Below are 22,634 nucleotides of genomic sequence, written 5' to 3'. Positions count from 1 at the left end.
AGACCGGGGAGGCCCTCATGTCCGGATTCGAACCCTACGCCGAGCTGGACGGCGACTACAGCGACAAGGACGCGACGGCCTGCCCGTGGTCGACGGCCAGGGACCTGCTGACCGGGGCGGAGCTGTACTGGCTGTCCACGGTCCGCCCGGACGGCCGCCCGCACGTCACTCCGCTGATCGGGGTGTGGGCGGACGGCGCGCTGCACTTCGCCACCGGCGCCGAGGAACGCAAGGCCCGCAATCTGGCCGCCAACCCCGAGGTGGTGCTGACCACCGGGACCAACACCATGTCGGAGGGGCTGGACGTGGTGGTCGAGGGCAGGGCGGAACGGGTGACGGACGAGGGCCGGCTGAGTCTGCTGGCCACGGTCTGGGAGGCGAAGTACGGCCCGGAGTGGCACTTCGACGTCCGGGAGGGCGCCTTCGCGCACTCGGGCCATACGGCGCTGGTGTTCCAGGTGCGCCCCCGCAAGGCCTTCGGCTTCGGCAAGGGCGCCCGTTTCAGTCAGACCCGGTGGCGGTTCAGCTGACCGTGTCGCTCGCGGACGGGGCGTCCGGGCCGGGTCTGGTCGCGATGACGACGGTCGCGTACAGCTCGTCGGAGGTGACCACGCGCGGGATCAGGCCGCTGCGGGCGACGGTCGCCTCGGCCCGTGCCGCCTGCCGCTCGCTCGTCTCGACCAGCAGATGCCCGCCCGGTGCCAGCCACCGCGGGGCCTCGGCGGCGACCCGGCGCAGGACGTCGAGGCCGTCCGCGCCGCCGTCGAGCGCCACCCGTGGTTCATGGATACGGGCCTCCGGGGGGAGCAGTTCGACGTCGTCCGTGGGAACGTACGGCACGTTGGCGAGCAGGATCTCCACCCGGCCGCGCAGCGAGGCGGGCAGCGGCTCGAAGAGGTCGCCCTCGTACACCTCGCCCGCGGCTCCGATGTTGCGGCGGGCGCACCGCACCGCGGCGGGTTCGACGTCCGCGGCATGGAGTTCGGCCCGGCCCAGCGTCGCGGCGAGCGCGGCGCCGAGGGCTCCCGAGCCGCAGCACAGGTCGACGACGACCGCTCCGGGGCCGGTGAGTGCGGCGGCCTGCCGGACCAGGAACTCGGTGCGGCGGCGGGGTACGAAGACGCCGGGGTCGACGGCGATCCGCAGGCCGTCGAACTCGGCCCAGCCCAGGACGTGTTCCAGGGGGAGTCCGGCGACCCGCCGTTCGACCATGGCCGTGATCGCGGCGGGGCCGGTGGCGGTGGCGAGGATCAGTTCCGCCTCGTCCTCGGCGAAGACACAGCCGGCGGCGCGGAGCGCGGGAACGATGGCGGAGCGGGTGAGCGGTGCAGCGGTGACCGACATGAGCGGAGCCTTTCGGGAAAGCCGATGGGCGCTCCGCGGTCGACTATGCCGGGTCGACGACGCGTTCGCGGGAGCTGAGCACCCAGCCTGATACAGCGTTGATGGGTCTCACCTCCTTGGTCGGCCCCCGGGTGGGGATGCGTCACATTACACGGGCCGTGTCGCACCTGTCGCGCTCCGGACAAGGCCCGGCTCAGCCCGCCGAGGCCGGGGCCTCCACCGCGACCGGCGACGACCCGCCCTTCACGGCCATGCGGGGCTCCCCCGTCCCGTCCGCCGGCACGGTCCAGATGTCGCTCCCCCGGCCGCCCGCGCCCGGCAGCGCGTAGGCGAGCGTGCCGTCGTCCAGCCAGGCCGCCTGGTCGTCGACGCCGTGTTCCTCGGCGAGCGGCGTCTCGCGCATGGTGCGCAGGTCGAGGACGTACAGCCGCCAGGGCGCGGCCGCGTCGTCGGAGACCTTCTTCTTGAAGGCGAGCCGGGTGTTGTCGGGCGACAGGGAGGGGCATTCGACGTTCTGCCGCAGCGCCTTCGCCGTCCAGTCCCGCATGTTGCCCTCGACGAGGTAGGTGCGGCCCTTGGTGGAGACGGTCGCGTAGAAGCGGTTGTCGTCGCGGGCGAAGCTCACGCCCCAGTAGTTGACGTCGGGGGCGTGGTAGCGGGCGCCGTCGATGGTGAGCTGGATGTTCTCCATGGACTTGATGAGGTATCCGGTGCGCTGGTCGAGGATGGCGGTGCGGGTGGAGAAGGACGTGGTGGCGTACGAGTCACCGGTCGCGAACACCGTCCAGGACAGCATCCGCCCGGAGGCTGAGACCCGGGCGCGGGTGGGGACGCCGGGCACGGTGATCCGGCGCTTCTCGCGCAACTGCCGGTCGAGGACGATCGCGTACGTCTTCGGCAGCAGCCCGGGCCCGGCCCGCAGGCAGAGCGCGTCCCCGCCGGAGGCGTAGAACCGGTCGCAGGCGGGTCCGCCGCGGGTGCGGGCGCCACCGGTGCGGGCGTCGGTGGTCCGGGCCCCGCCGGTCCGGGCCCCGGGGAGCGGCTGGTGCGCGACGCGCCCGCCGGCCGTGTCCCGGAAGTACAGCGCGGGACCGCCGAGGGTGAACGAGGCGTCGGCCTCGGCCCGTTGGCCGTTCGTCCGCTGTCCGGCATGCATCACGTACCCGACGGAGCCGCCCGCCAGGAGCAGCACCGCGGCCACCACGACGGCGATCCTGGCGCGGGGGCCCAGCGGGGTCGCGGCTTCCGAGAACCTGGCACTCATGCGGTCCGCCTTCCGGGGATCTGGGCTTCCGGTTCCCCGGGGGCCGGGGCAACGGAGGGGTTGCGCGGCAGCAGCGCCCAGCCGCCCGCGAGGGCGGCGAGCAGGGCCGAGAGGGCCGCCCACAGCGCGGGCCCCGCCCCCCACAGGGTCCAGGCGGCGCCGAAGCCCGCTGCGGCGAGCATCCGGGCCAGCGCCTGTCCGGTCTGGAGCACGGCGAGTCCGCCCGCCCTGCCGTCGGCGGGCAGCACGGGTCCGGCCAGCGCCATCAGCACCCCGTCGGTGGTGGCGTAGAAGACCCCGAGCAGGACGAGGACGGGTACCAGCAGGAGCGGGGCCGGGCCGCCGGCCGGGGCGAGGAGCGTGGCGTACACGCCGAGCAGCGCGAGGTGTCCGTACAGGAACGGCAGCCGTCGGCCGACCCGGTCGGCGATCCGGCCCGCCGGGATCGCCAGCAGCAGGTAGCAGGCCGCCGCGCCGAGCGGCAGCAGCGGGAACCAGCTGACGGGGAGGTCGAGCCGGTGCTGGAGCAGGAGGTAGACGAAGGCGTCGCCGACGGTGGCGGCGCCGAGCAGACAGGCCGCCGCCAGGATCCGCCGGAAGGCGGGGTCGCGGAGCGCCGCGAACGCCTTGCGCCCGCGGGGAGCCGGGATCGCCGGTTTCGGTGCCGGCTGCTGCCCGGGGACGTACAGGACGAGGAGCAGTACACCGAGCAGGCCGACGCAGAAGCTGACGACGAACACCGCGTCGTAGGCGTCGGCGGTCGCCCAGAGCAGGGCGAACGCGGCGAGCGGGCCGAGCAGGGCGCCCGTGGTGTCCATCGCCCGGTGCACGCCGAAGGACCGGCCGAGCGTCTCGGGCGGGCTGCTCAGGGTGATCAGCGCGTCGCGGGGTGCCGTGCGGATGCCCTTGCCGACCCGGTCGGTGGCGAGGGCGGCGGCGATCGCGGCGGTGGCGCCGCCGGCGAGCAGCAGGCCGAGCCGGGAGAGGGCGGAGAGGGCGTAGCCGAGCCCGGCGACCCGTTTGTGGCCGCGGCCGCGGTCGGCGGCGTACCCGCCGAGCAGCCGCACGATGGCGGCGGCTCCGTTGAACAGGCCGTCCAGGAAGCCGAATTGGAGGGGCGAGAGACCGAGTCCGAGGACCAGGTAGAGCGGCAGCACCGCGGTGACCATCTCGGAGGAGATGTCGGTGACGAGGCTGACCGTGCCGAGTGCGAGTACGGTGCCGGGGACGCCCCGGCCCGCCCCGCCGGAGCGGGGCCGGGCCGGTGCGTCCCGGCGGCCTGTGGTCGCCAGGTACATCAGTGGCAGGTGTACTTCGGGCTGGTGTCCTTGGTCTCGCCATCGGTGCCGACGTAGTTCCAGCTGTAGCCGGAGTCGGTGAAGTCCAGCTTCAGGACGCCGTATTCACCGCTGATCCGCTTCTGGCTGTTGGGCTGGACCTCCTCGATGGGGTAGGGCTCGGCGCCGCCCATCCCGCCGACGATCTCGGTGATCCCGTCGGCGACGGCCTTCCCGTCGGGGTTCTGCGGGGCGAACCGTTCGTAGTGGTGGTCGTGCCCGTTGAGCACCAGGTCGGCCTTGGCCGCGTACAGGAGCTTCCAGACCGGCCTGCTGACCGGGTCGTTGCCGTGTCCGCCCGAGGAGTAGAGCGGGTGGTGCCAGTAGGCGGCGACGCACGCCTTGCTGTTCTTGGCGATGTCGGCCTTGAGCCAGTCGATCTGGGCGCTGTCGTCGAAGGAGTTGGAGTCGAGGGCGATGAAGTGCCAGTTGCCCTCGTCGTAGCTGTAGTAGGTCTTGCCCTGCGGGTAGGCGATGGCCCCGAAGTAGGACTTGTAGCCGGCCAGCGCCCCGGCCGGGTCGTACGTCTCGTGGTTGCCCGGCACCGGACGCGTCTTGGCCTTGAAGGCGCCCCAGGTCTTGTCGTAGTAGGCGCGGAAGTCGGCGATCCGGGCGTCGTCGTACTGGCTGTCGCCCATCGTCAGATAGAACTTCGGGTCGATCTTCTGGGCCAGCGCCGCGGTCCTGGGGTGGGCGCAGTCGCTGTCGGACGCGGTGCACTGGGCGGCGATGTCACCGGCGGCGACCACGGTGAAGGCGCCGGTCTGCGGCGGCTCGCTGCCGGGCGTGCCGTACACCTCCATCCCGTACAGCGAGTAGCCGTAGGCGGTGCCGCGCGCGGTGCCGTACACGCGCAGGTAGCGGCCCTTGCCGGTGAGGGAGGCCCAGTCGTCGGTGCCGCCGTCCCCGGCCGTCTCGTCGGCGAGCCGGGTCCAGGTGGTGCCGTCGGCGGAGATCTCGATCCGGTACGCCTTGGCGTACGCGTCCTCCCAGTCGAGCTTGACCCGCGTGACGGCGGCGCCGGCGCCGAGGTCGACGCTCAGCCATTGCGGGTCCTTGCCCTCGACGCTCGCCCAGCGGGTGGCCGGGTCGCCGTCGAAGGCGTTCTGCGGTCCGAATTCGGAGCTTTCGTCGGAGGAGGAGGTGGCGGTCCTGCCGCCCGAGATGAGGGGGTCGGCCGCCGCGCCGGCCCGGTCGGGGTAGGCGAGCAACAGGCCGCCCACGAGGACGAGTACGGCGGCGACGACCACGCCCACCGTACGGCGCCGCGTGGGCGTGAGGAGCAAAGCTGAGCCGTTCGGGTGCATCCCTGGACTCCTGGCCTTGTGGGGGTGGCGAGAGCTGGGCATCGGTGCGTGGCCCCGTATCCGGCCCGGGTGCGGGCAGGTTCCGGGGTCGTGGTGGCCGGGCCAGAGCTCTCACTGAGCGCGTCATGCCTGCGGAAGCGGGGCACCGCGCCGAGCCACCGCCGGGAATGCTAGCGAACAGTAAACTTTCCTACCAGTCCCCCAACTGGCTTCGTTCCACGGCCTGTTCACCATTTCCGCGATCAACATTCCGGCGTTCGGCATTCAGTTCGACGGCGAGCGGCGGCCGGACGCACTCCGGGCAGGACGCACTCCGGGCCGGAGGCATGCCGCCTCCGGCCCGGATGTCACTGCGTCGCGGTCACAGCACCGGCAGCAGCGCCTTCAGCTCGAAGGCGGTGACCTCGGAGCGGTACTCCTCCCACTCCTGCTTCTTGTTGCGCAGGAAGAAATCGAAGACGTGCTCGCCGAGCGTCTCGGCGACCAGTTCGCTCTTCTCCATCAGCGCGATCGCCTCGCCCAGGTTCTGCGGCAGCGGCTCGATGCCCATCGCGCGGCGCTCCGCGTCGGACAGCGCCCAGACGTCGTCGTCGGCGCCGGCCGGGAGTTCGTAGCCCTCCTCTATGCCCTTGAGGCCCGCGGCGAGGAGCACCGCGTACGTCAGGTAGGGGTTGGCGCCGGAGTCGATGGAGCGGACCTCCACCCGGGCGGAGCCGGTCTTGCCGGGCTTGTACATCGGTACGCGGATGAGCGCGGAGCGGTTGTTGTGGCCCCAGCAGATGTACGAGGGGGCCTCGCCGCCGGCGCCCGCCGCCCGGGAGGAGCCGCCCCAGATGCGCTTGTAGGAGTTGACCCACTGGTTCGTGACGGCGGAGATCTCCGCGGCATGGGTGAGCAGTCCGGCGATGAAGGAGCGGCCGACCTTGGAGAGCTGGTACTCGGCGCCCGACTCGTAGAAGGCGTTGCGGTCGCCCTCGAAGAGGGAGAGGTGGGTGTGCATGCCCGAGCCGGGGTACTCGGAGAACGGCTTCGGCATGAACGTCGCCTGCACGCCCTGCTCCAGCGCGACCTGCTTCATCACCAGGCGGAAGGTCATGATGTTGTCGGCGGTGGAGAGCGCGTCCGCGTACCGCAGATCGATCTCCTGCTGGCCGGGGGCGCCCTCGTGGTGGCTGAACTCGACCGAGATCCCCATGGATTCGAGCATGGTGATCGCCTGGCGGCGGAAGTCCATGCCGACGTTCTGCGGGGTGTGGTCGAAGTAGCCGGAGCTGTCGGCGGGGGTGGGGCGGCTGCCGTCGACCGGCTTGTCCTTCAGCAGGAAGAACTCGATCTCCGGGTGGGTGTAGAAGGTGAAGCCCAGGTCGGAGGTCTTGGCGAGGATGCGCTTGAGGACGTAGCGCGGGTCGGCGAAGGACGGTGAGCCGTCGGGCATCAGGATGTCGCAGAACATCCGGGCCGTGCCGGGGGCCTCGGCCCGCCACGGCAGGATCTGGAACGTGCCCGGGTCCGGCTTGGCGATCATGTCGGACTCGTACACCCGGGCGAAGCCCTCGATGGCCGAGCCGTCGAATCCGATGCCCTCGTCGAACGCCTGCTCCAGCTCCGCGGGGGCGACCGCGACGGATTTGAGGTAGCCGAGGACATCGGTGAACCACAGCCGTACGAAGCGGATGTCGCGCTCCTCAAGCGTCCTGAGGACGAATTCCTGCTGCTTGTCCATAGCCACATCCTTGCAGTTCAGACGGTCCGTGCACCACCGCCCGGGGTAGGGGAGGAGCTCCAGTATCACGACCCGGGATTTCACCCAGATTACGCACACGAAGTGAGATGGAGCACCTGGCCACCCACTACGATCGGCGCCCATGGCGCGCAAGGGGTGGAACGCCTTCGTGACGGCCCCGCGCGTGCCGGTTCTCCCGGCCTACGGCCCCGTCCGTCCCCCCATCCCTTCCCAGAAGGACCTGACGACATGAGCTTCGACCCCAGGACCCCCATGGCGCAGCAGCACGATCCCCACCGCGCGCGGCAGCGCCGCGACCGTGCCCTGGCCATAAGCCTGAGCGTGCTCGTGGTCGTGGGGCTGGTCGGCTTCGGCTCGTACATGGTGCTGGAGAAGTCCGAGGCGTCCGAGCAGAAGCAGACCGCCCCGGCGGCGGACGACAAGACGGGCGACAGGGCGCCCTCGGCACAGCAGCAGCCCGCGGGCGGGGCGATCGAGGGGCTGCGGACCTGGGACGCGAAGAAGCTGACCCGCAACCATGTCACCGGGCCCGTCGCCTACCCGATGAAGCCGCCGGTCGGCGGCGACCACAACCCCGTATGGATGAATTGCGACGGCAAGGTCTACAAGAGCGCGGTCCCCGATGTGAACGCCGTGCACGCGATGGAGCACGGAGCGGTGTGGGTCACGTACACCGGCAAGGCCCCGGCCGCCGATGTGGCGAAGCTCGCCGAGCGGGTCGGCCGGACGCCGTACTCGCTGATGAGTCCGTACGAGGGCCAGTCCGGAACGATCATGCTGACCGCCTGGGGCAACCAGGTGACCGTGGACGGCGCCGACGACCCGCGGGTCGAGCAGTTCTTCTCGAAGTTCGTGCAGGGGGCGCAGACGCCCGAGCCCGGCGCGACGTGCTCGGGCGGGCTGGAGGCGCAGTGACCGCGGGGAGGCGCATCCGGCGCGTCGAGTGGGTGGCGGGCTCCGCCGTGGTGCTCGCGCTGCTGTTCGCGGGGGCGGCGACGGTCGCCTCCGCGCGCGGCGACGCGGGCGGGGCGCAGCGGGTCGCCACCGCCGAGTCCACCGCGCGCACGCCCGCGGTGGACTCGGCGGACGCCGGTTTCGCCCGCGACATGGCGGTCCACCACCAGCAGGCCGTGGAGATGTCCTTCATCGTGCGTGACCGCACGCAGGACGAGGAGGTGCGCCGGCTCGCGTACGACATCGCCAACACGCAGGCCAATCAGCGCGGCATGCTGCTCGGCTGGCTGGATCTGTGGGAGCTGCCGAAGACGACCGCCGGGCAGCCGATGGACTGGATGGCGGCCGGGCACGAGGGCCACTCGATGCAGGACATGGACGGGATGGAGGGCATGGGCACCGGCTACCGGGCCCACGACGGCTCCCTCATGCCCGGCATGGCCACCAGGACCGAGCTGGACCGGCTCCGGGCGGCGAGCGGCAAGGCGGCGGAGGTCCAGTACCTCCGGCTGATGACCGAGCACCACAAGGGCGGCGTCGACATGGCCCGCGGCTGCGCCCGGCTGTGCACGGTGAAGGCGGAGAAGCGGCTCGCCGGCGGGATGGTCGAGGCCCAGCGCTCGGAGCTGGACGAGATGGCCGGGATGCTGGCGGCGCGGGGGTCGGCGCCCCGGTCGTGAAACATTCCCCGGATCCGCAGGTGCACCCGAACGGGTGATAGCGGTCGCGTCCCCCGAACGGGCCCATGACGATGGGTTCGCTCGGGGTCGTACGGCATGCCCATCGGCACGCAGGAGGAATCCCTCATGACCACTGCCAAGGACATCATGCACACCGGGGCCACATGGATCCCCGCGCACGAGACGCTCGACCGGGCCGCGCAGCTGATGCGTGACCACAAGGTCGGCGCGTTGCCCATCTCGGCCAGCGGCGAGAAGGACCGGATGATCGGCATCCTCACGGACCGCGACATCGTGATCGGCTGTGTGGCGATGGGCCACGATCCGTCGAAGATGACGGCGGGCGACCTCGCCCAGGGCACCCCCCGCTGGATCGACTCGGGGGCGGGCGTGGACATGGTCCTGGAGGAGATGCAGACCCATCACATCCGCCGGCTCCCGGTCGTCGAGGACAAGATGCTGATCGGCATGATCAGCGAGGCCGACCTGGCGCAGCACCTCACCGCGGAGCAGATCGCCGGCTGGGCGGAGAAGGTCTACGCCCGCGGCTGACCCACCGCACCCGGCCCGGCACCCCCTCGCACGGACCCCGCTGTCCGGATCCGGCCGAAGCACGGCCCGGTCCGGTCCGGGCGGGAGGCCGTGGGGTGCCGGGCCTTCGTGCTGCCCGCCCGGCCCCGCCGCCCGCCCCGCCGGGCCCCGTACCAGCGAAGATACGTTTCCGCGCGCGAGCGATACCCGGCGGGGGTAAGGTGCTCGACATGACCCTGAGTGGATGTGCGACATACGGACAGTTGTTGCTGTTCGTCTCGCTGCTCATCGGGATCCTCCGCCTTCTCAGGGGCGTCGCGGCCCGGGACGCACCCCGGCCGGGGCCGGATCCCCTGCCGGACGTGACCCGACCGGCCCCGTTGTCGGTGCTGTGCATATAGAAGGGGCGCCTCCCCCTCCCCCAGCAGACCGAAATACCGACAACACCCCGAGGTGCACCTCCGTCATGCGCACTCCACCCACCCGACGCGCCGTGCTCGGCGCCGCTGTCGCCACCGCCGGTTCGGCCGTGCTGGCCGCGTGCTCCGGCGAGTCCGACACGGGCCACGGCGGCAAGAAAACCGGTAGCGCGAACGCCGGTGGCACCAGCCACGGCGGCGTGAACCACGGGGCCTCCCCCGGCAGGAAGCACGGAGTCTCCCCCGGCGCGAAGCCCCGCGGCGAGTACGTCTCCCCCGACGGGGAGGAGGTCGCGGCGGCCGAGGCGAAGCGGGGCTCGGGCTCCCTGCGGAAGGTCCACCTCGTCGCCACCCCGTCCCGGCTCGATCTGGGCGGCGGGCTCACCGTCGGCTCCTGGGCGTACGAGGCCCGGCTGCCCGGCAAGGAGCTCCGGGTCACGGTGGGCGACACCCTGGCGCTCACCCTGGCCAACCACCTGCCCGAGGAAACGTCTCTGCACTGGCACGGCCTCAATGTGCGCAACGACATGGACGGCGTGCCGGATCTGACCCAGGCGCCCATCAAGCCCGGCGCGGAATTCGCCTACCGGTTCAAGGTTCCGCACGCGGGGACGTACTGGTTCCACCCGCACACGGGCGTCCAACAGGACCGCGGACTGTACGCGCCGCTGATCGTCGACGACCCGAAGGAGCCGCTCAAGTACGACAAGGAGTGGGTCGTCGTCCTGGACGACTGGGTCGACGGGGTGGCCGGTTCGACGCCGGACTCGGTGCTGTACGAGCTCAGCGGGGGCAGGGGCGGCATGAACCACGGCGGCGGCGCGCACGGAGCGCCCACCAAGGGCCGCACCGGCCCCACCCGGATGATGCGGGACTCCTACAGCGAACTGCTCGACAGCCACGGGGGCGATGTCGCCTACCCGTACTACCTGATCAACGGCCGCACCCGGAAGTCCCCCACGTCCTTCGCCGCGAAGCCCGGCGACCGGATCCGGCTGCGCATCATCAACGCGGGCGGCGACACCGCCTTCCGGGTGGCGCTCGGCGGCCACCGGATGACGATCACGCACACCGACGGCTACCCGGTCCGGCACACCACCACCGACGCCCTGCTGCTGGGCATGGGCGAGCGGTACGACGTACTGGTCACCGCCGGCGACGGGGTGTTCCCGCTGACCGCGGTCGCGGAGGGCAAGAAGTCCTCGGCACTGGCCCTGCTCCGTACCGGGAAGGGGACGGCGCCCACCGCGTCCGTACGGCCCGAGGAGCTGTACGGAAGGCTGGTGCAGGCGGACGAACTCGCGCCGGACGAGTCGGTGGAGCTGTCCTCGCGCAAGCCCGACCGGACGATCCGGTTCAAGATGACCGGCAACATGCGGGACTACAACTGGGCCTTCGACCACGAGCCGTACGACCCCCACCGGCGTCGCCCGGTGGAGGCGGGCGAGCGGGTCAGGCTGGAGTTCTTCAACACCACGGAGATGTGGCACCCGATCCATCTGCACGGGCACTCGTTCGGCCTCGTGGGAGCGGCGGGGCCGGACCACCGGGCGACCCGGCGGGGACCGGCCGCCTGGGCGCGCAAGGACACCGCGATCATCCGGCCGAACAGCTCGCTCGCCGTCGAGTTCGACGCGGACAACCCGGGGCTGTGGATGCTGCACTGCCACAACATCTACCACTCGGACGTGGGCATGATGACGGTCCTCGGGTACCGCCGCTAGCGCTGCCCCGGCGGGCCACGGCCATGGTTCCGCGGCCCGCCAGGACATTGCGTCAGTCAGACGATTACACTGGTGCGCGTGCCTCAACTACGTCTCGCACTGAATCAGATCGACTCGACCGTCGGTGACCTCGCCGGCAACGCCGAGGCGATCGTCCACTGGACCCGGCACTCCGCCGAACAGGGCGCCCATCTGGTGGCGTTCCCGGAGATGGTGCTGACCGGCTACCCCGTCGAGGACCTGGCCCTGCGCCCGTCCTTCGTCGAGGCCTCGCGGCAGGCGCTGCGCGCGCTCGCCGCCCGGCTCGACGCCGAGGGCTTCGGGGAGCTGCCGGTCGTGGTCGGCTACCTCGACCGCTCGGAGACGGCCCAGCCCCGCTACGGGCAGCCGGCCGGCTCCCCGCAGAACGCCGCCGCGGTGCTGCACCGGGGGCGGGTCGCGCTGGCCTTCGCCAAGCACCACCTTCCCAACTACGGCGTCTTCGACGAGTTCCGGTACTTCGTACCGGGCGACTCGATGCCGGTCGTGCGGGTCCACGGCGTGGACGTGGCGCTCGCCATCTGCGAGGACCTCTGGCAGGACGGCGGCCGGGTGCCGGCCGCGCGGGCCGCCGGCGCGGGTCTGCTGCTGTCGATCAACGCCTCGCCGTACGAGCGGGACAAGGACGACACCCGGCTGGAACTGGTCCGCAAGCGGGCCCAGGAGGCGGGCTGCACCACCGCGTACCTGGCGATGATCGGCGGCCAGGACGAGCTGGTCTTCGACGGCGACTCGATCGTCGTCGACCGGGACGGCGAAGTGATCGCCCGTGCCCCGCAGTTCGCCGAGGGCAGCGTCGTGCTCGACCTGGAGCTGCCGGCGGCCGCCGCCGAGCCGCCGTCCGGGGTCGTCAACGACGGGCTGCGGATCGACCACGTGGTGCTCTCCGAGGAGCCGCTCCCGGCGTACCCGGCGGAGCTGACCGGTGGCTACGCGGAGCGGCTGGACGACGACGAGGAGCTGTACTCGGCGCTGGTCGTGGGGCTGCGTGCGTACGCCGCCAAGAACGGCTTCAGCAGTGTGCTGATCGGGCTCTCCGGCGGGATCGACTCGGCGCTGGTCGCCGCGATCGCCTGCGACGCGCTGGGGGCGCAGAACGTGTACGGCATCTCGATGCCGTCGAAGTACTCCTCGGACCACTCCAAGGGTGACGCGGCCGAGCTGGCCCGCCGCACCGGGCTGAACTTCCGCACCGTGCCGATCGAGCCGATGTTCGACGCGTACATGGGCTCGCTGGGGCTCACCGGCCTCGCCGAGGAGAACCTCCAGGCGCGACTGCGCGGCACGACGCTGATGGCCGTCTCCAACCAGGAGGGCCAGATCGTCCTCGCGCCGGGCAACAAGTCCGAGCTGGCGGTCGGCTACTCGACGCTGTACGGCGACGCGGTCGGGGCGTACGGCCCGATCAAGGACGTCTACAAGACGGCGGTCTTCCGCCTGGCGAAGTGGCGCAACCGGGCCGCCGAGGAGCGCGGGCAGACCCCGCCGATCCCGGAGGCGTCCATCACCAAGCCGCCCAGCGCCGAGCTGCGCCCGGGGCAGGTCGACACGGACTCGCTGCCCGACTACGACGTACTGGACCGGATCCTGGAGCTGTACGTCGACCGGGACCAGGGCCTGGACGAGATCGTCGCGGCCGGCTTCGACGCGGCGCTGGTGGCGAAGACGTTGCGGATGGTGGACACGGCGGAGTACAAGCGGCGGCAGTACCCGCCGGGCACGAAGATCTCCCCGAAGGGCTTCGGCAAGGACCGGCGGCTGCCGATCACCAACCGGTGGCGCGAGTCGGGCTGAGCGCGGCGGGGGCGCGGTGACCGGGCGGACCGGTCACCGCGCCCCCGCGTTTCGGCGCACGTCCGCCATGGGGAACGGCTCGGCTCGTCACAGCTTCACGCGCGCCACGATCGGCAGGTGGTCGCTCTCCGTCGCAGCGAGCGTCCACGAGGACACCGGCTCGACGTCCTTCACCAGGATCTGGTCGATCCGGGCCATCGGGAACGAGGCCGGCCAGCTGAAGCCGAAGCCGTCGCCGGCCGCGCCCTGGGTGGAGCGCAGCTGGGAACTGACCGCGTTCAGGGCGCGGTCGTTCATCGTGCCGTTGAGGTCGCCGAGCAGGATCACCCTGTCGAGCCGTTCGTCGGCGATGGCCTCGCCCAGGGCGTCCACGCTGTCGTCGCGCTGGTTGGCGGTGAATCCGGCGTGCAGCTTGACCCGTACGGACGGCAGATGGGCCACGTAGACGGCGACCTCGCCCTTCGGTGTCGTCACCGTGGAGCGCATCGCGCGGGTCCAGCCCATCTTGATGTCGACCGGCCTGGTGGCGCTCATCGGGTACTTGCTCCACAGGCCGACGGTCCCCTGCACCGAGTGGTACGGGTAGCGGTCGGCGAGTGCCGCCTCGTACGCCGCCACCTTGCCGTTCGGGAGCTCCTCCAGGGCGATGACGTCGGCGCCGGAGTCCGCGACCGTCCGGGCGGTGCCCTTGGGGTCGGGGTTGTCGGCGTTGACGTTGTGGGTGGCCACGGTGAGGTCGCCGCCGGTGCCGGACTTGTCGGTGAGCAGGCCGCCGAAGGCGTTGAACCAGACCACGACCGGCAGCAGCAGGGCGATCAGCGCGGTCGCCGAGCGGCGCACCAGGCCGAGGACCAGCAGCAGCGGGACGAACGCCCCGAACCACGGCAGGAACGTCTCGGAGAGGCTGCCCAGGTTGCCGATGGTGTTCGGGATCTCGGCGTGGAAGGCCATCACGAGGGTGAGGAGCACCGAGCAGAGGGCGAGGACGATGCCGCGCCGCCAGATGCCCGGGTCGCGGGTCAGTCTGTCGCGCAGGCCCCGGAAGCGGGATCCGGGCCCGACGCGCCCCGGTTCCGGTTCCGCACGGTCGTTCCCGGTGTCCGCTCCGTACGCCTGCACCATCGCGCTGTCCTCACTGCCTTGCCGTGCATGTCGCCGCGCCCTCGACCCTAGGGTCTGTCCGCCGGACAGACCCTAGGCGATGGCGGCGTGTTTCCTGCCGTCGACGACGGCCGTACTGCCACGAGGACGAAGGGCGGGGTCCGGCGGGTTCCGGCCGGACCGGGTCTGTGGGGGCTTGTGACAGAACGCTCACACTCGGGCGGGTCTCATCGGCCCGCTCCCGCCGCGCGTACCGGCCGGTCGCCCCGGCCCGACCCGTCGGGGCCCGCCTCGGGGGGCGGCTTCCCCGGCAGGAAGAGCGCGACCACGAGGGCGCCCACCAGGGCGATGGTCGCCGAACCGATGGCGGTGACGTGCATGGCCTTCAGGAACGCGTCGTTCGCCGAGGCGACCAGCCCGGCGCCCGCCGGGCCCAGCCGGTCCGCGATGCCGAGCGTCGCCTCGATCGACTCCCCCGCCGCGTCCCTGACCCCGGCCGGAAGCCCGCCGAGGTGGCCCTCGATGTCGCCCCGGTAGACGGTGGAGAGCACCGAACCGAGCACGGCGACCCCGAGCGCCCCGCCGACCTGCCGGAAGGTGTTGTTGATGGCCGATCCGGAACCGGCCTTCTCCCGGGGCAGCGCCTGCATCACCGAGACCGTGACCGGTGTCATCACATGGGCCATGCCGGTGCCCTGGACGAAGAAGAGCAGGCACAGCACCCAGACCGGCGTGGTGCTGTCGAACATCGCGAACGCGGCCAGGCCGACCGCGACCAGCACCATGCCGCCGGTACAGGTGGCACGCGCGCCGAAGCGGTCGACGAGCAGCCGGGCCCGGGGCGCGAAGATCATCTGGGTGGCGGCCAGCGGCAGCAGCATCGCGCCCGCCTGGAGCGCGGTCCAGCCGCGCACGCTCTGCATGTAGAAGGCGGAGAAGAAGGTCACCCCCATCAACGCGAAGAAGACCAGCGCTATGGCGGCGACGGCCGCGGCGAACGAGGGCTCCTTGAAGTACGCGATGTCGAGAGCCGGGTGGGTGCTGCGCTTCTCGTGCCAGACGAACCCGGCCAGCACGAGCAGCCCGCCGAAGATCGACAGCAGCACCACGGGGTCGGCGAAGTCGGCGAGCTGTCCGCCGCGGATGATGCCGTACACCAGCAGCACCAGGCCGACGATGGAGAGCACTACGCCGAACGGGTCGGTCCGGCCCGGGTTCGGGTCCCTGGAGTCCGGCACCAGCAGCATCATCGCGGTCAGCGCCACGATCACCACGGGCACGTTGACCAGGAAGATCGAACCCCACCAGAAGTGTTCGAGCAGCAGCCCGCCGGTGATCGGGCCGATCGCGATGGCCACCCCTACGCTGCCGGCCCACAGGCCGATGGCCCTGGGCTGTTCGTCGCGCTCGAAGACGTTCATCAGGACGGCCAGGGTGGCGGGCATGACGAACGCGGCACCGAGCCCCATCAGCGCACGCCAGGTGATCAGCTGACCGGGCGAACCGGACATGGCGGCGAGCGCGGAGCCGGTACCGAAGAGCAGGATGCCGAAGAGCAGCGTCTTCTTGCGGCCGATGCGGTCGCCGAGCAGCCCGGCGGTGAAGAGGAGTCCGGCGAAGACCAGCGTGTAGGCGTTGATCGCCCACTCCAGCTGGCTCTGGGTGGCGCCCAGGCCGGTCGGTGCGGGGCTCGCGATGGTCTTGACCGCGACGTTCAGGATCGAGTTGTCCAGCACCACGATGAGCAGGCTGAACATCAGGACGACGAGGATCGCCCAGCGGCGGCGGTGGACCGCCTCCGGAATCCCGGGCGTCGCAGCGCGAGCACTCGACGGCATCGACATGAATCGGAGCTTATCCGACTTAGATACGAGACCGTCTTGTATTGGGATGAAACAGGGAAAAGGTGGATGGCATATGGGGAGGTCGTTGCCGGTGCGGCCGCCCTCCGGCCGCGCCCGAGCGGGCGTGTGGGGGCCCACTTCCCGCGGACCACCGCGGGATGCCACCATGGAACCGGTCCGGGGACGCCGTCAGGGCGCCTCGAGATGACGAAGGAGCCGTTGGCAATGTCGCTTCAGGCTGCGCAGAATCAGTCCGCAACACCCCCCGCGGGTACCCGCACCGACAGCAGCAAGGCGCTGTACGGAGGCAAGAGCACCCGCCGTATCTCCATCCACGACATCGCCGCCGCCACCGAGCGCGGCGAGAAGTGGCCCATGCTCACCGCCTACGACGCGATGACCGCGTCCGTCTTCGACGAGGCCGGGATCCCGGTCATGCTCGTCGGCGACTCCATGGGCAACTGCCACCTCGGTTACGAGACCACCGTGCCCGTCACGATGGACGAGATCGCGATCCTCTCCGCGGCGGTCGTACGGGGCACCAAGCGCGCCCTGATCGTCGCGGACCTGCCCTTCGGGGCGTACCAGGAGAGCCCCGTCCAGGCCCTGCGCAACGCCACCCGGCTGATCAAGGAGTCCGGGGTCGGCGCGGTCAAGCTGGAGGGCGGCGAGCGCAGCCACGAGCAGATCAAGCTGCTCGTCGACGCCGGCATCCCGGTCATGGCGCACATCGGTCTGACCCCGCAGTCCGTCAACGCGATGGGCTACCGGGTGCAGGGCCGCGGCGAGGAGGCCGCCCAGCAGATGCTGCGCGACGCCAAGGCCGTGCAGGACGCGGGCGCGTTCGCCGTCGTCCTGGAGCTCGTACCGGCCGAGCTGGCCGCCGAGGTCACGCGCACCCTGCACATCCCGACGGTCGGCATCGGCGCCGGTCCCGACACGGACGCCCAGGTGCTGGTCTACACCGACATGGTCGGGCTGACCGGCGGCAAGGTGCCGCGCTTCACCAAGCAGTACGCGAACCTGCGCCAGGTGCTGGGCGACGCGGCGAAGGAGTTCGCGGAAGAGGTCGTGGGCGGCGCCTTCCCGGCCGCCGAGCACACCTTCCACTAGTTCCGCGGTTCCGCCGGTTCGTTCCGTGTGAACGTCTGAACCACTGCCCGCACCACCGACAGCCCGCCGACATCCCCCATCGGCGGGCTGTCGGCCTGCTGTCGGCGGACTGTCGGTGGCGGCTGGTCCCATGGTGGACATGACGCGAATCGACAAGAACCCCAGGAGCGGCTCGAACGCCGTCGAGGTCCGGGGGCTGGTCAAGCACTACGGCTCGACCAAGGCTCTGGACGGCGTGGACCTCGATGTCCGCGAAGGCACCGTGCTCGGTGTCCTCGGCCCCAACGGAGCGGGCAAGACCACACTCGTACGCTGCCTGTCCACCCTGATCGTCCCCGACGCCGGACACGCCACCGTGGCGGGCTACGACGTGGTGAAGCAGCCCCGGCAGCTGCGCCGCACCATAGGTCTGACCGGGCAGTACGCCTCGGTCGACGAGAAGCTCTCCGGCTGGGAGAACCTCTACATGATCGGGCGGCTGCTCGATCTGTCCCGCAAGGCCGCCCGGTCGCGGGCCGACGAGCTGCTGGAGCGGTTCTCGCTCACCGACGCGGCGAAGAAGGCCGCGATGGACTACTCCGGCGGCATGCGGCGCCGGCTCGACCTGGCCGCCTCGATGATCGGCAACCCGGCCGTGCTGTACCTGGACGAGCCGACGACGGGGCTGGACCCCCGGACCCGCAACGAGGTCTGGGACGAGGTGCAGCGGATGGTCGCGGAGGGGGCGACCGTGCTGCTCACCACCCAGTACATGGAAGAGGCCGAGCAGCTCGCCAACGAGCTGACCGTCATCGACAAGGGGAAGATCATCGCCCGTGGCGGGGTCGACGAGCTGAAGGCGAAGGTCGGCGGCCGCACCCTGCAGATCCGGCCCTCCGACCCGGCGCAGCTGGCCGCGATGGCGCAGGCGATCCGCGAGGCGGGGCTCGACGGGGTCTCGGGCGCGCAGGCCGTCCCGGACGAGGGACTGCTGTACGTACCGATCCTCAGCGACGAGCAGCTGACCGCCGTGATCGGCCTGCTCGGCACCCGGGGCTTCTCGCTGGCGCACGTCGCCACCGCGCTGCCCAGCCTGGACGAGGTCTTCCTCGCCATCACCGGCGAGAAGTCCGCTTCCGCCACCGACACGATCCCCGAGGAGGTCGCGGCATGAGCACGGCGACTCTGACACCCACGCCCACGCCCGGCGAGTCCGCACGGGCGAGGACGGTCCACGACGAGGGCCGGATAGGGCTGCGGAACAACCTGCGCCACATCGGGGCGCTGGTGCGGCGCAACATGCTCCAGATCAAGAAGGATCCGGAGTCGATGTTCGACGCGCTCCTGATGCCCGTCATCTTCACGCTGCTCTTCGTGTACGTCTTCGGCGGATCGGTCGGCGGCAGCATGGGCGGCGGCCGGCAGGAGTACCTGAACTACCTGATCCCCGGGCTGATGGCGATGATGGGCATGAACATCGCCATGGCGGTCGGCTCCGGTGTCAACGACGACTTCCGCAAGGGCATCATGGACCGGTTCCGGACGATGCCGATCGCCCGTTCCTCGGTGCTCATCGCGAAGATCGTGGTCGAGCTGGGCCGGATGATGGTCGCCACCCTCATCCTGCTGGCCATGGGCTTCGCGCTCGGCATGGAGCTCCAGGAGTCGGTGCTCGGGCTGCTCGGGGCGATCGCGCTGTCGGCCGCGTTCGGCGCCGCCATCATGTGGATCTTCATCCTGCTCGGACTGACCATGAAGACGGCCCAGGCGGTTCAGGGAATGGGGATGCTCGTGCTGATGCCGCTCCAGTTCGGTTCCTCGATCTTCGCCCCGACCAAGACCATGCCGGGCTGGCTCCAGACGTTCACCGACTACAACCCGCTGTCCAACCTGGCCGACGCCGCGCGCGCCCTGATGATGGGCGGCCCGCTGGCGCACTCGGTCCTGGTGACGCTCGGCTGGACCGTGGTCATCACCGCGGTGATGGCGCCGCTCGCGGTCGCCAAGTTCCGCAAGAAGTCCTGACCGGCGGGGTCATTCCCGGTACGCGTCCACGAGGGCGGTGGCCTCCACGAGGGAGAGGCCGCCGCCCTCGGCGTACGCGCTCGCGTAGGCGGCCCGGCCGAGCACGGCGACGGCCAGTTCCTCCGCCCGTACCCAGTCGTCGCGCTCCATCGTCGTCGGTACGTGGCCCAGGGGCAGCAGTTCCCGGCCCGCCCCCAGCAGCCGGGCCGCGGTGGTGGCCCGCCGCTCGCCGCCGATGCCGGCCAGCGAGCGGGCGAGGGAGACGAGATTGATGACGGACATCTGCGGGGCCACCAACTGCGACAGCCGGTCGTGGGACCGCTCCAGCGCCACCAGGCCCCGGGGCAGGGCGTCCGCGTACCGCCCGTCCTGGTTGTCCAGCCAGGCCATCGCGCCCAGCACGACCCCGTCGAAGATCGCCATGGTCTCGGAGTGGAACTCCTCGCGCAGTACGGTGAGTTGCTCGCGCGCCTCGTCGGTGCGGTCGGTGCGCCCCAGCCACATGGCCAGATGGAGCCGGGCGATGGACCGCGTGTCGTGCCGCCCGGCGATCACCTCGCGCAGGATCGCCTCGCCCTCGGCGCCGCGGTCCAGCTCGGTGAGCACGGCCGCGTACCTGGTGCTCAGGACCGCCACCTGGGATGCCGCGCCCAGCTCCTTCGCGTACCCGATGGCGGCCTGGAAGTCCTCGGCCGCGCGGGCGTACTCGCCCCGGCGCTCGTTGGCCTCGCCCCGTGCCGAGAGCGCTTCGGCGACGCCCCAGTCGTCACCGATCCGGCCGAAGAGCTCCAGGCTCTCGTCGGCGTCCGTGCGCGCGTCGCCCGCCCACTCGGGCCGGTTGGCCAGCACGTTGGCCCGCATCTGCAGGGCCCCGGCGAGCTCCCATTCGTAGCCGAACTCCCGGCAGGCGCGGACCGTTTCGTCCAGCAGCTCGCGCAGCCTGTCGGTCTCCCCGACGAGCATGACCGCGAAGAACCAGAGCGATGCCGGGACCCGGCAGGTCTGCGGCTGGCCGGCCCGGTAGGTGTTCGCGATGACCCGCAGCCGGGCCATGCTCGCCTCGTCGTTCCACCGCTCCGCGGCGTGGTCCATGCTGACCAGCCGGATCAGCCCCGCCTGGCGGCGTGCCTCCTGGAGCAGCTCGGGCCGCATGGGCGGCGGCGCGTCGGTGCAGCGTTCGTGGAGGGAGGGCGCGGGCTCGGCGGGCGGGGCGAAGGGGTCGGGGCCCAGCGCGGCGGCGGCGTCGGCCCAGTGCAGCGCGTCGCCGCTCAGGTTGCGCATCTGCCAGTACCAGCACAGCGAGAGCACCATGCAGAGCGCCTCCTGCTCGTCGCGGGCGGCGACGGCACTGCGCAGGGCGGTGCGGATGTTCTCGTACTCGCGCTGGAGGAGTTCGATGGCGGCCCGCTGTCCGGTGCCGCGGAGCCGGGGTTCCGTGGTGCGGACCAGTTCCCGGAAGAACACCAGGTGGCGCCGGACCACGGGGTCCCGCTCCGCCGCCTCGTCGAGCCGGGTGGCGGCGTACTCGCCGACGGTCTCCAGCAGCCGGTAGCGCATCTCGCCGTCCTCGGCGGGCACGGCGACGACGAGCGATTTGTCGACGAGGGAGCCGAGCAGCCCGGCGACCTCGCGCGCGCCCCGCGGCCCGTCCGCGCAGACCGCCTCGGCGGCGGTCAGGGTGCAGCCGCCCGCGAAGACGGAGAGCCTGCGCAGCACGGCGCGTTCGGAATCGTCGAGCAGGTCCCAGGACCAGTCGACGACGGCGCGCAGGGTCTGCTGCCGGGGCAGTACGGTGCGGGCCCCGCTGGTGAGCAGGCGGAACCGGTCGTCGAGCCGGTCGGCGATCTGGCGCGGGGCGAGCATCCGCAGCCGGGCGGCGGCGAGTTCGATGGCGAGCGGCAGTCCGTCGAGGCGGCGGCAGATCTCCGCCGAGGCGGCCGCGGTCTCCTCGTCCGCGTCGGTCCTGAAGCCCGGCCGGGCGGCGGCGCCGCGTTCGGCGAACAGGCGCAGCGCCATCGGGTCGGGCAGCGGTTCGACGGGGCGGACGAACTCGCCCGGCACGCCGAGGGGTTCGCGGCTGGTCGCGAGCACGGTGAGCCGCGGGCAGTGGGCGAGCAGGTGGTCGGCGAGGGCGGCGGCCGCGTCGACGAGGTGTTCGCAGTTGTCCAGGAGGAGCAGCATGCGGCGCCGGGAGCAGTGCTCGGTGAGGCGTACGAGGGGGTCGTTCGCGTTTCCCTCGGCGACCCTGATCTCCTCGGCGCCGGCGCCCCGCAGCACGGTCTCGCGGGCACCGAGCGCGGTCAGTACGGCCTCCGGGACCGCCTCGGGGTCGTCGACGGGGGCGAGTTCGGCCAGCCAGACGCCGTCCGGCCAGGCGGCCGCGGCGGATTCGGCGGCCTCCTGGGAGAGCCGGGTCTTGCCCGCGCCGCCGGGGCCGAGGAGAGTGACGAGCCGGGCGTGCGAGAGGTCCTCGCGCAGGGTCTCGATGTCGTCCTCGCGCCCGACGAAACTGGTGAGCCTGGCCCGGAGGTTGCCGTGCGGTGCGGCGGGGACCTCGGTGCGGGGGGCCGCGAGCGGCGCGGCGGGGGCGGGCGGGCGGACCGGGTCCTGGCGGAGCAGTTCGGCGTGCAGCGAGCGCAGTTCGGGCCCGGGGTCGGTGCCGAGGCGGTCGGCGAGCGAGGTGCGGACCTCGTCGTAGGCGGCCAGGGCCTGGGCGGTGCGCCCGGCGTCGCGCAGGGCCCGCAGCCGCAGGGCCTGGAGGGGCTCGTCGATCGGGTGCTCGGCGCACAGGGCGGCCAGTTCGGGCAGGGCCTCGTCCGCGCGGCCGAGCGCGAGGTCTGCGCGGAGCCGGTTGCGGCGGGCGTCCAACCGCCGGGCCTCCCAGCGGGCCGCGACGGCGTCGCGGTCGGGCAGATCGGCCAGGACCGGGCCGCGCCACAGGCCGAGCGCGTCGTCGAGGACCGCCCTGGCCTTCGCCGCGTCGCCCTCCTCCAGCGCCCGCACGCCCTCCCCCGCGAGCCGTTCGAAGCGGTACAGGTCGACGGTGTCCGGCTCGGCGGCCAGCCGGTAGCCGCTCTCCGCGGAGACGACCGCGTCGTGGCCGACGGCGCGCCGGAGCCGGCCGACGAGCGCCTGGAGGGCGCCCACCGCGTCGGCGGGCGGTTCGCCGTCCCACACCTCGTCGACGAGCACGGCGGCGGGGACGGTGCGGCCGGGGCGCATCGCGAGGACGGTGAGCAGGGCGCGCAGCCGTGCCCCGCCGACGGCGACGGCCGTGCCGTCGTCGCTCAGTGCCCGGGTCGTTCCGAGGATGCAGTAGCGCACCGGCCCATTCTCCGTGACCGGGATCGGGAAACGCACACCTGTCCGCCCGTGCCCCTGTGCGGCGTGCTCCGGATCGCTCGTCATGCCCCCACCCTGTCCGGAACCACCGCC

17 protein-coding genes are annotated in these 22,634 nt (G+C 71.9%); 9 read left to right on the top strand and 8 right to left on the bottom strand.

What is annotated here, in order from left to right; all coding sequences use genetic code 11:
* The first annotated feature begins 17 nt into the window (after positions 1-17).
* Positions 18-530 carry a pyridoxamine 5'-phosphate oxidase family protein gene (locus ACFYY1_RS03685; RefSeq protein WP_388580302.1) on the top strand — a complete coding sequence of 171 codons (513 nt, stop codon included), beginning with the start codon at positions 18-20 and terminating at the stop codon, positions 528-530.
* Here the strand turns inward: ACFYY1_RS03685 and ACFYY1_RS03680 are convergent.
* From ACFYY1_RS03680 to glnA, 5 genes are all read right to left on the bottom strand, one after another.
* Positions 523-1,344 carry a putative protein N(5)-glutamine methyltransferase gene (locus ACFYY1_RS03680; RefSeq protein WP_388580300.1) on the bottom strand — a complete coding sequence of 274 codons (822 nt, stop codon included), beginning with the start codon at positions 1,342-1,344 and terminating at the stop codon, positions 523-525. The genes ACFYY1_RS03685 and ACFYY1_RS03680 overlap by 8 nt on opposite strands.
* A gap of 193 nt (positions 1,345-1,537) precedes the next feature.
* Positions 1,538-2,608 (bottom strand): TolB family protein, encoded by a 1,071-nt coding sequence (locus ACFYY1_RS03675; RefSeq protein WP_388580297.1) that lies wholly within the window; start codon positions 2,606-2,608, stop codon positions 1,538-1,540.
* A complete protein-coding gene (locus tag ACFYY1_RS03670) occupies positions 2,605-3,906 on the bottom strand; it encodes an MFS transporter (RefSeq protein ID WP_388580294.1) in 1,302 nt (433 codons plus the stop codon). The genes ACFYY1_RS03675 and ACFYY1_RS03670 overlap by 4 nt, the downstream gene beginning before the upstream one ends.
* A complete protein-coding gene (locus tag ACFYY1_RS03665; RefSeq protein ID WP_388580291.1) occupies positions 3,906-5,252 on the bottom strand; it encodes a discoidin domain-containing protein in 1,347 nt (448 codons plus the stop codon). Before ACFYY1_RS03665 ends, ACFYY1_RS03670 begins: the two co-directional genes overlap by 1 nt.
* Positions 5,253-5,613: 361 nt before the next feature.
* Complete coding sequence (gene glnA, locus ACFYY1_RS03660; protein WP_072483343.1) at positions 5,614-6,975, bottom strand: type I glutamate--ammonia ligase; 1,362 nt, start codon at positions 6,973-6,975, stop codon at positions 5,614-5,616.
* Positions 6,976-7,224: 249 nt separating this feature from the next.
* Between glnA and ACFYY1_RS03655 the strand changes: the two genes are divergently transcribed.
* The 5 genes from ACFYY1_RS03655 (at position 7,225) to ACFYY1_RS03635 (ending at position 13,137) form a co-directional block, all read left to right on the top strand.
* Positions 7,225-7,911 (top strand): DUF3105 domain-containing protein, encoded by a 687-nt coding sequence (locus ACFYY1_RS03655; RefSeq protein ID WP_388580288.1) that lies wholly within the window; start codon positions 7,225-7,227, stop codon positions 7,909-7,911.
* Positions 7,908-8,630, top strand: a complete 723-nt coding sequence (locus ACFYY1_RS03650) for a DUF305 domain-containing protein (RefSeq protein WP_388580285.1) — start codon at positions 7,908-7,910, stop codon at positions 8,628-8,630. Before ACFYY1_RS03655 ends, ACFYY1_RS03650 begins: the two co-directional genes overlap by 4 nt.
* Before the next feature lie 126 nt (positions 8,631-8,756).
* Positions 8,757-9,182, top strand: coding sequence for a CBS domain-containing protein (locus ACFYY1_RS03645; protein ID WP_388580282.1), 426 nt, complete (start codon positions 8,757-8,759; stop codon positions 9,180-9,182).
* Positions 9,183-9,627: 445 nt separating this feature from the next.
* Positions 9,628-11,304, top strand: a complete 1,677-nt coding sequence (locus ACFYY1_RS03640; protein ID WP_388580279.1) for a multicopper oxidase domain-containing protein — start codon at positions 9,628-9,630, stop codon at positions 11,302-11,304.
* A gap of 78 nt (positions 11,305-11,382) precedes the next feature.
* Positions 11,383-13,137 (top strand): NAD+ synthase, encoded by a 1,755-nt coding sequence (locus ACFYY1_RS03635; RefSeq protein ID WP_388580276.1) that lies wholly within the window; start codon positions 11,383-11,385, stop codon positions 13,135-13,137.
* An 87-nt stretch (positions 13,138-13,224) separates the two neighbouring features.
* Here ACFYY1_RS03635 and ACFYY1_RS03630 read toward each other — a convergent pair whose 3' ends face one another.
* Both ACFYY1_RS03630 and ACFYY1_RS03625 read right to left on the bottom strand, forming a co-directional pair.
* Entirely contained in the window at positions 13,225-14,259 is a 1,035-nt protein-coding gene (locus ACFYY1_RS03630) for an endonuclease/exonuclease/phosphatase family protein (RefSeq protein ID WP_388580274.1), read from the bottom strand.
* A gap of 206 nt (positions 14,260-14,465) precedes the next feature.
* Complete coding sequence (locus ACFYY1_RS03625) at positions 14,466-16,082, bottom strand: MFS transporter (RefSeq protein ID WP_388580271.1); 1,617 nt, start codon at positions 16,080-16,082, stop codon at positions 14,466-14,468.
* 225 nt (positions 16,083-16,307) lie between these two features.
* Between ACFYY1_RS03625 and panB the strand changes: the two genes are divergently transcribed.
* The 3 genes from panB to ACFYY1_RS03610 all read left to right on the top strand — a co-directional run bounded on the left by panB (position 16,308) and on the right by ACFYY1_RS03610 (position 19,199).
* Positions 16,308-17,195, top strand: coding sequence for a 3-methyl-2-oxobutanoate hydroxymethyltransferase (gene panB, locus ACFYY1_RS03620; RefSeq protein WP_388580268.1), 888 nt, complete (start codon positions 16,308-16,310; stop codon positions 17,193-17,195).
* A 130-nt stretch (positions 17,196-17,325) separates the two neighbouring features.
* Positions 17,326-18,348, top strand: a complete 1,023-nt coding sequence (locus tag ACFYY1_RS03615) for an ATP-binding cassette domain-containing protein (protein WP_388580265.1) — start codon at positions 17,326-17,328, stop codon at positions 18,346-18,348.
* Entirely contained in the window at positions 18,345-19,199 is an 855-nt protein-coding gene (locus ACFYY1_RS03610; protein WP_388580263.1) for an ABC transporter permease, read from the top strand. The genes ACFYY1_RS03615 and ACFYY1_RS03610 overlap by 4 nt, the downstream gene beginning before the upstream one ends.
* A gap of 9 nt (positions 19,200-19,208) precedes the next feature.
* Here ACFYY1_RS03610 and ACFYY1_RS03605 read toward each other — a convergent pair whose 3' ends face one another.
* Complete coding sequence (locus ACFYY1_RS03605; protein WP_388581495.1) at positions 19,209-22,523, bottom strand: BTAD domain-containing putative transcriptional regulator; 3,315 nt, start codon at positions 22,521-22,523, stop codon at positions 19,209-19,211.
* Positions 22,524-22,634 lie beyond the last annotated feature (111 nt).

Origin of the sequence: Streptomyces sp. NPDC001890 (assembly GCF_042891445.1) — a bacterium.
Taxonomy (GTDB): Bacteria; Actinomycetota; Actinomycetes; order Streptomycetales; family Streptomycetaceae; genus Streptomyces.
The sequence above is the reverse complement of the archived record's forward strand: the minus strand, read 5'-3'. Positions and strand labels throughout refer to the sequence as shown.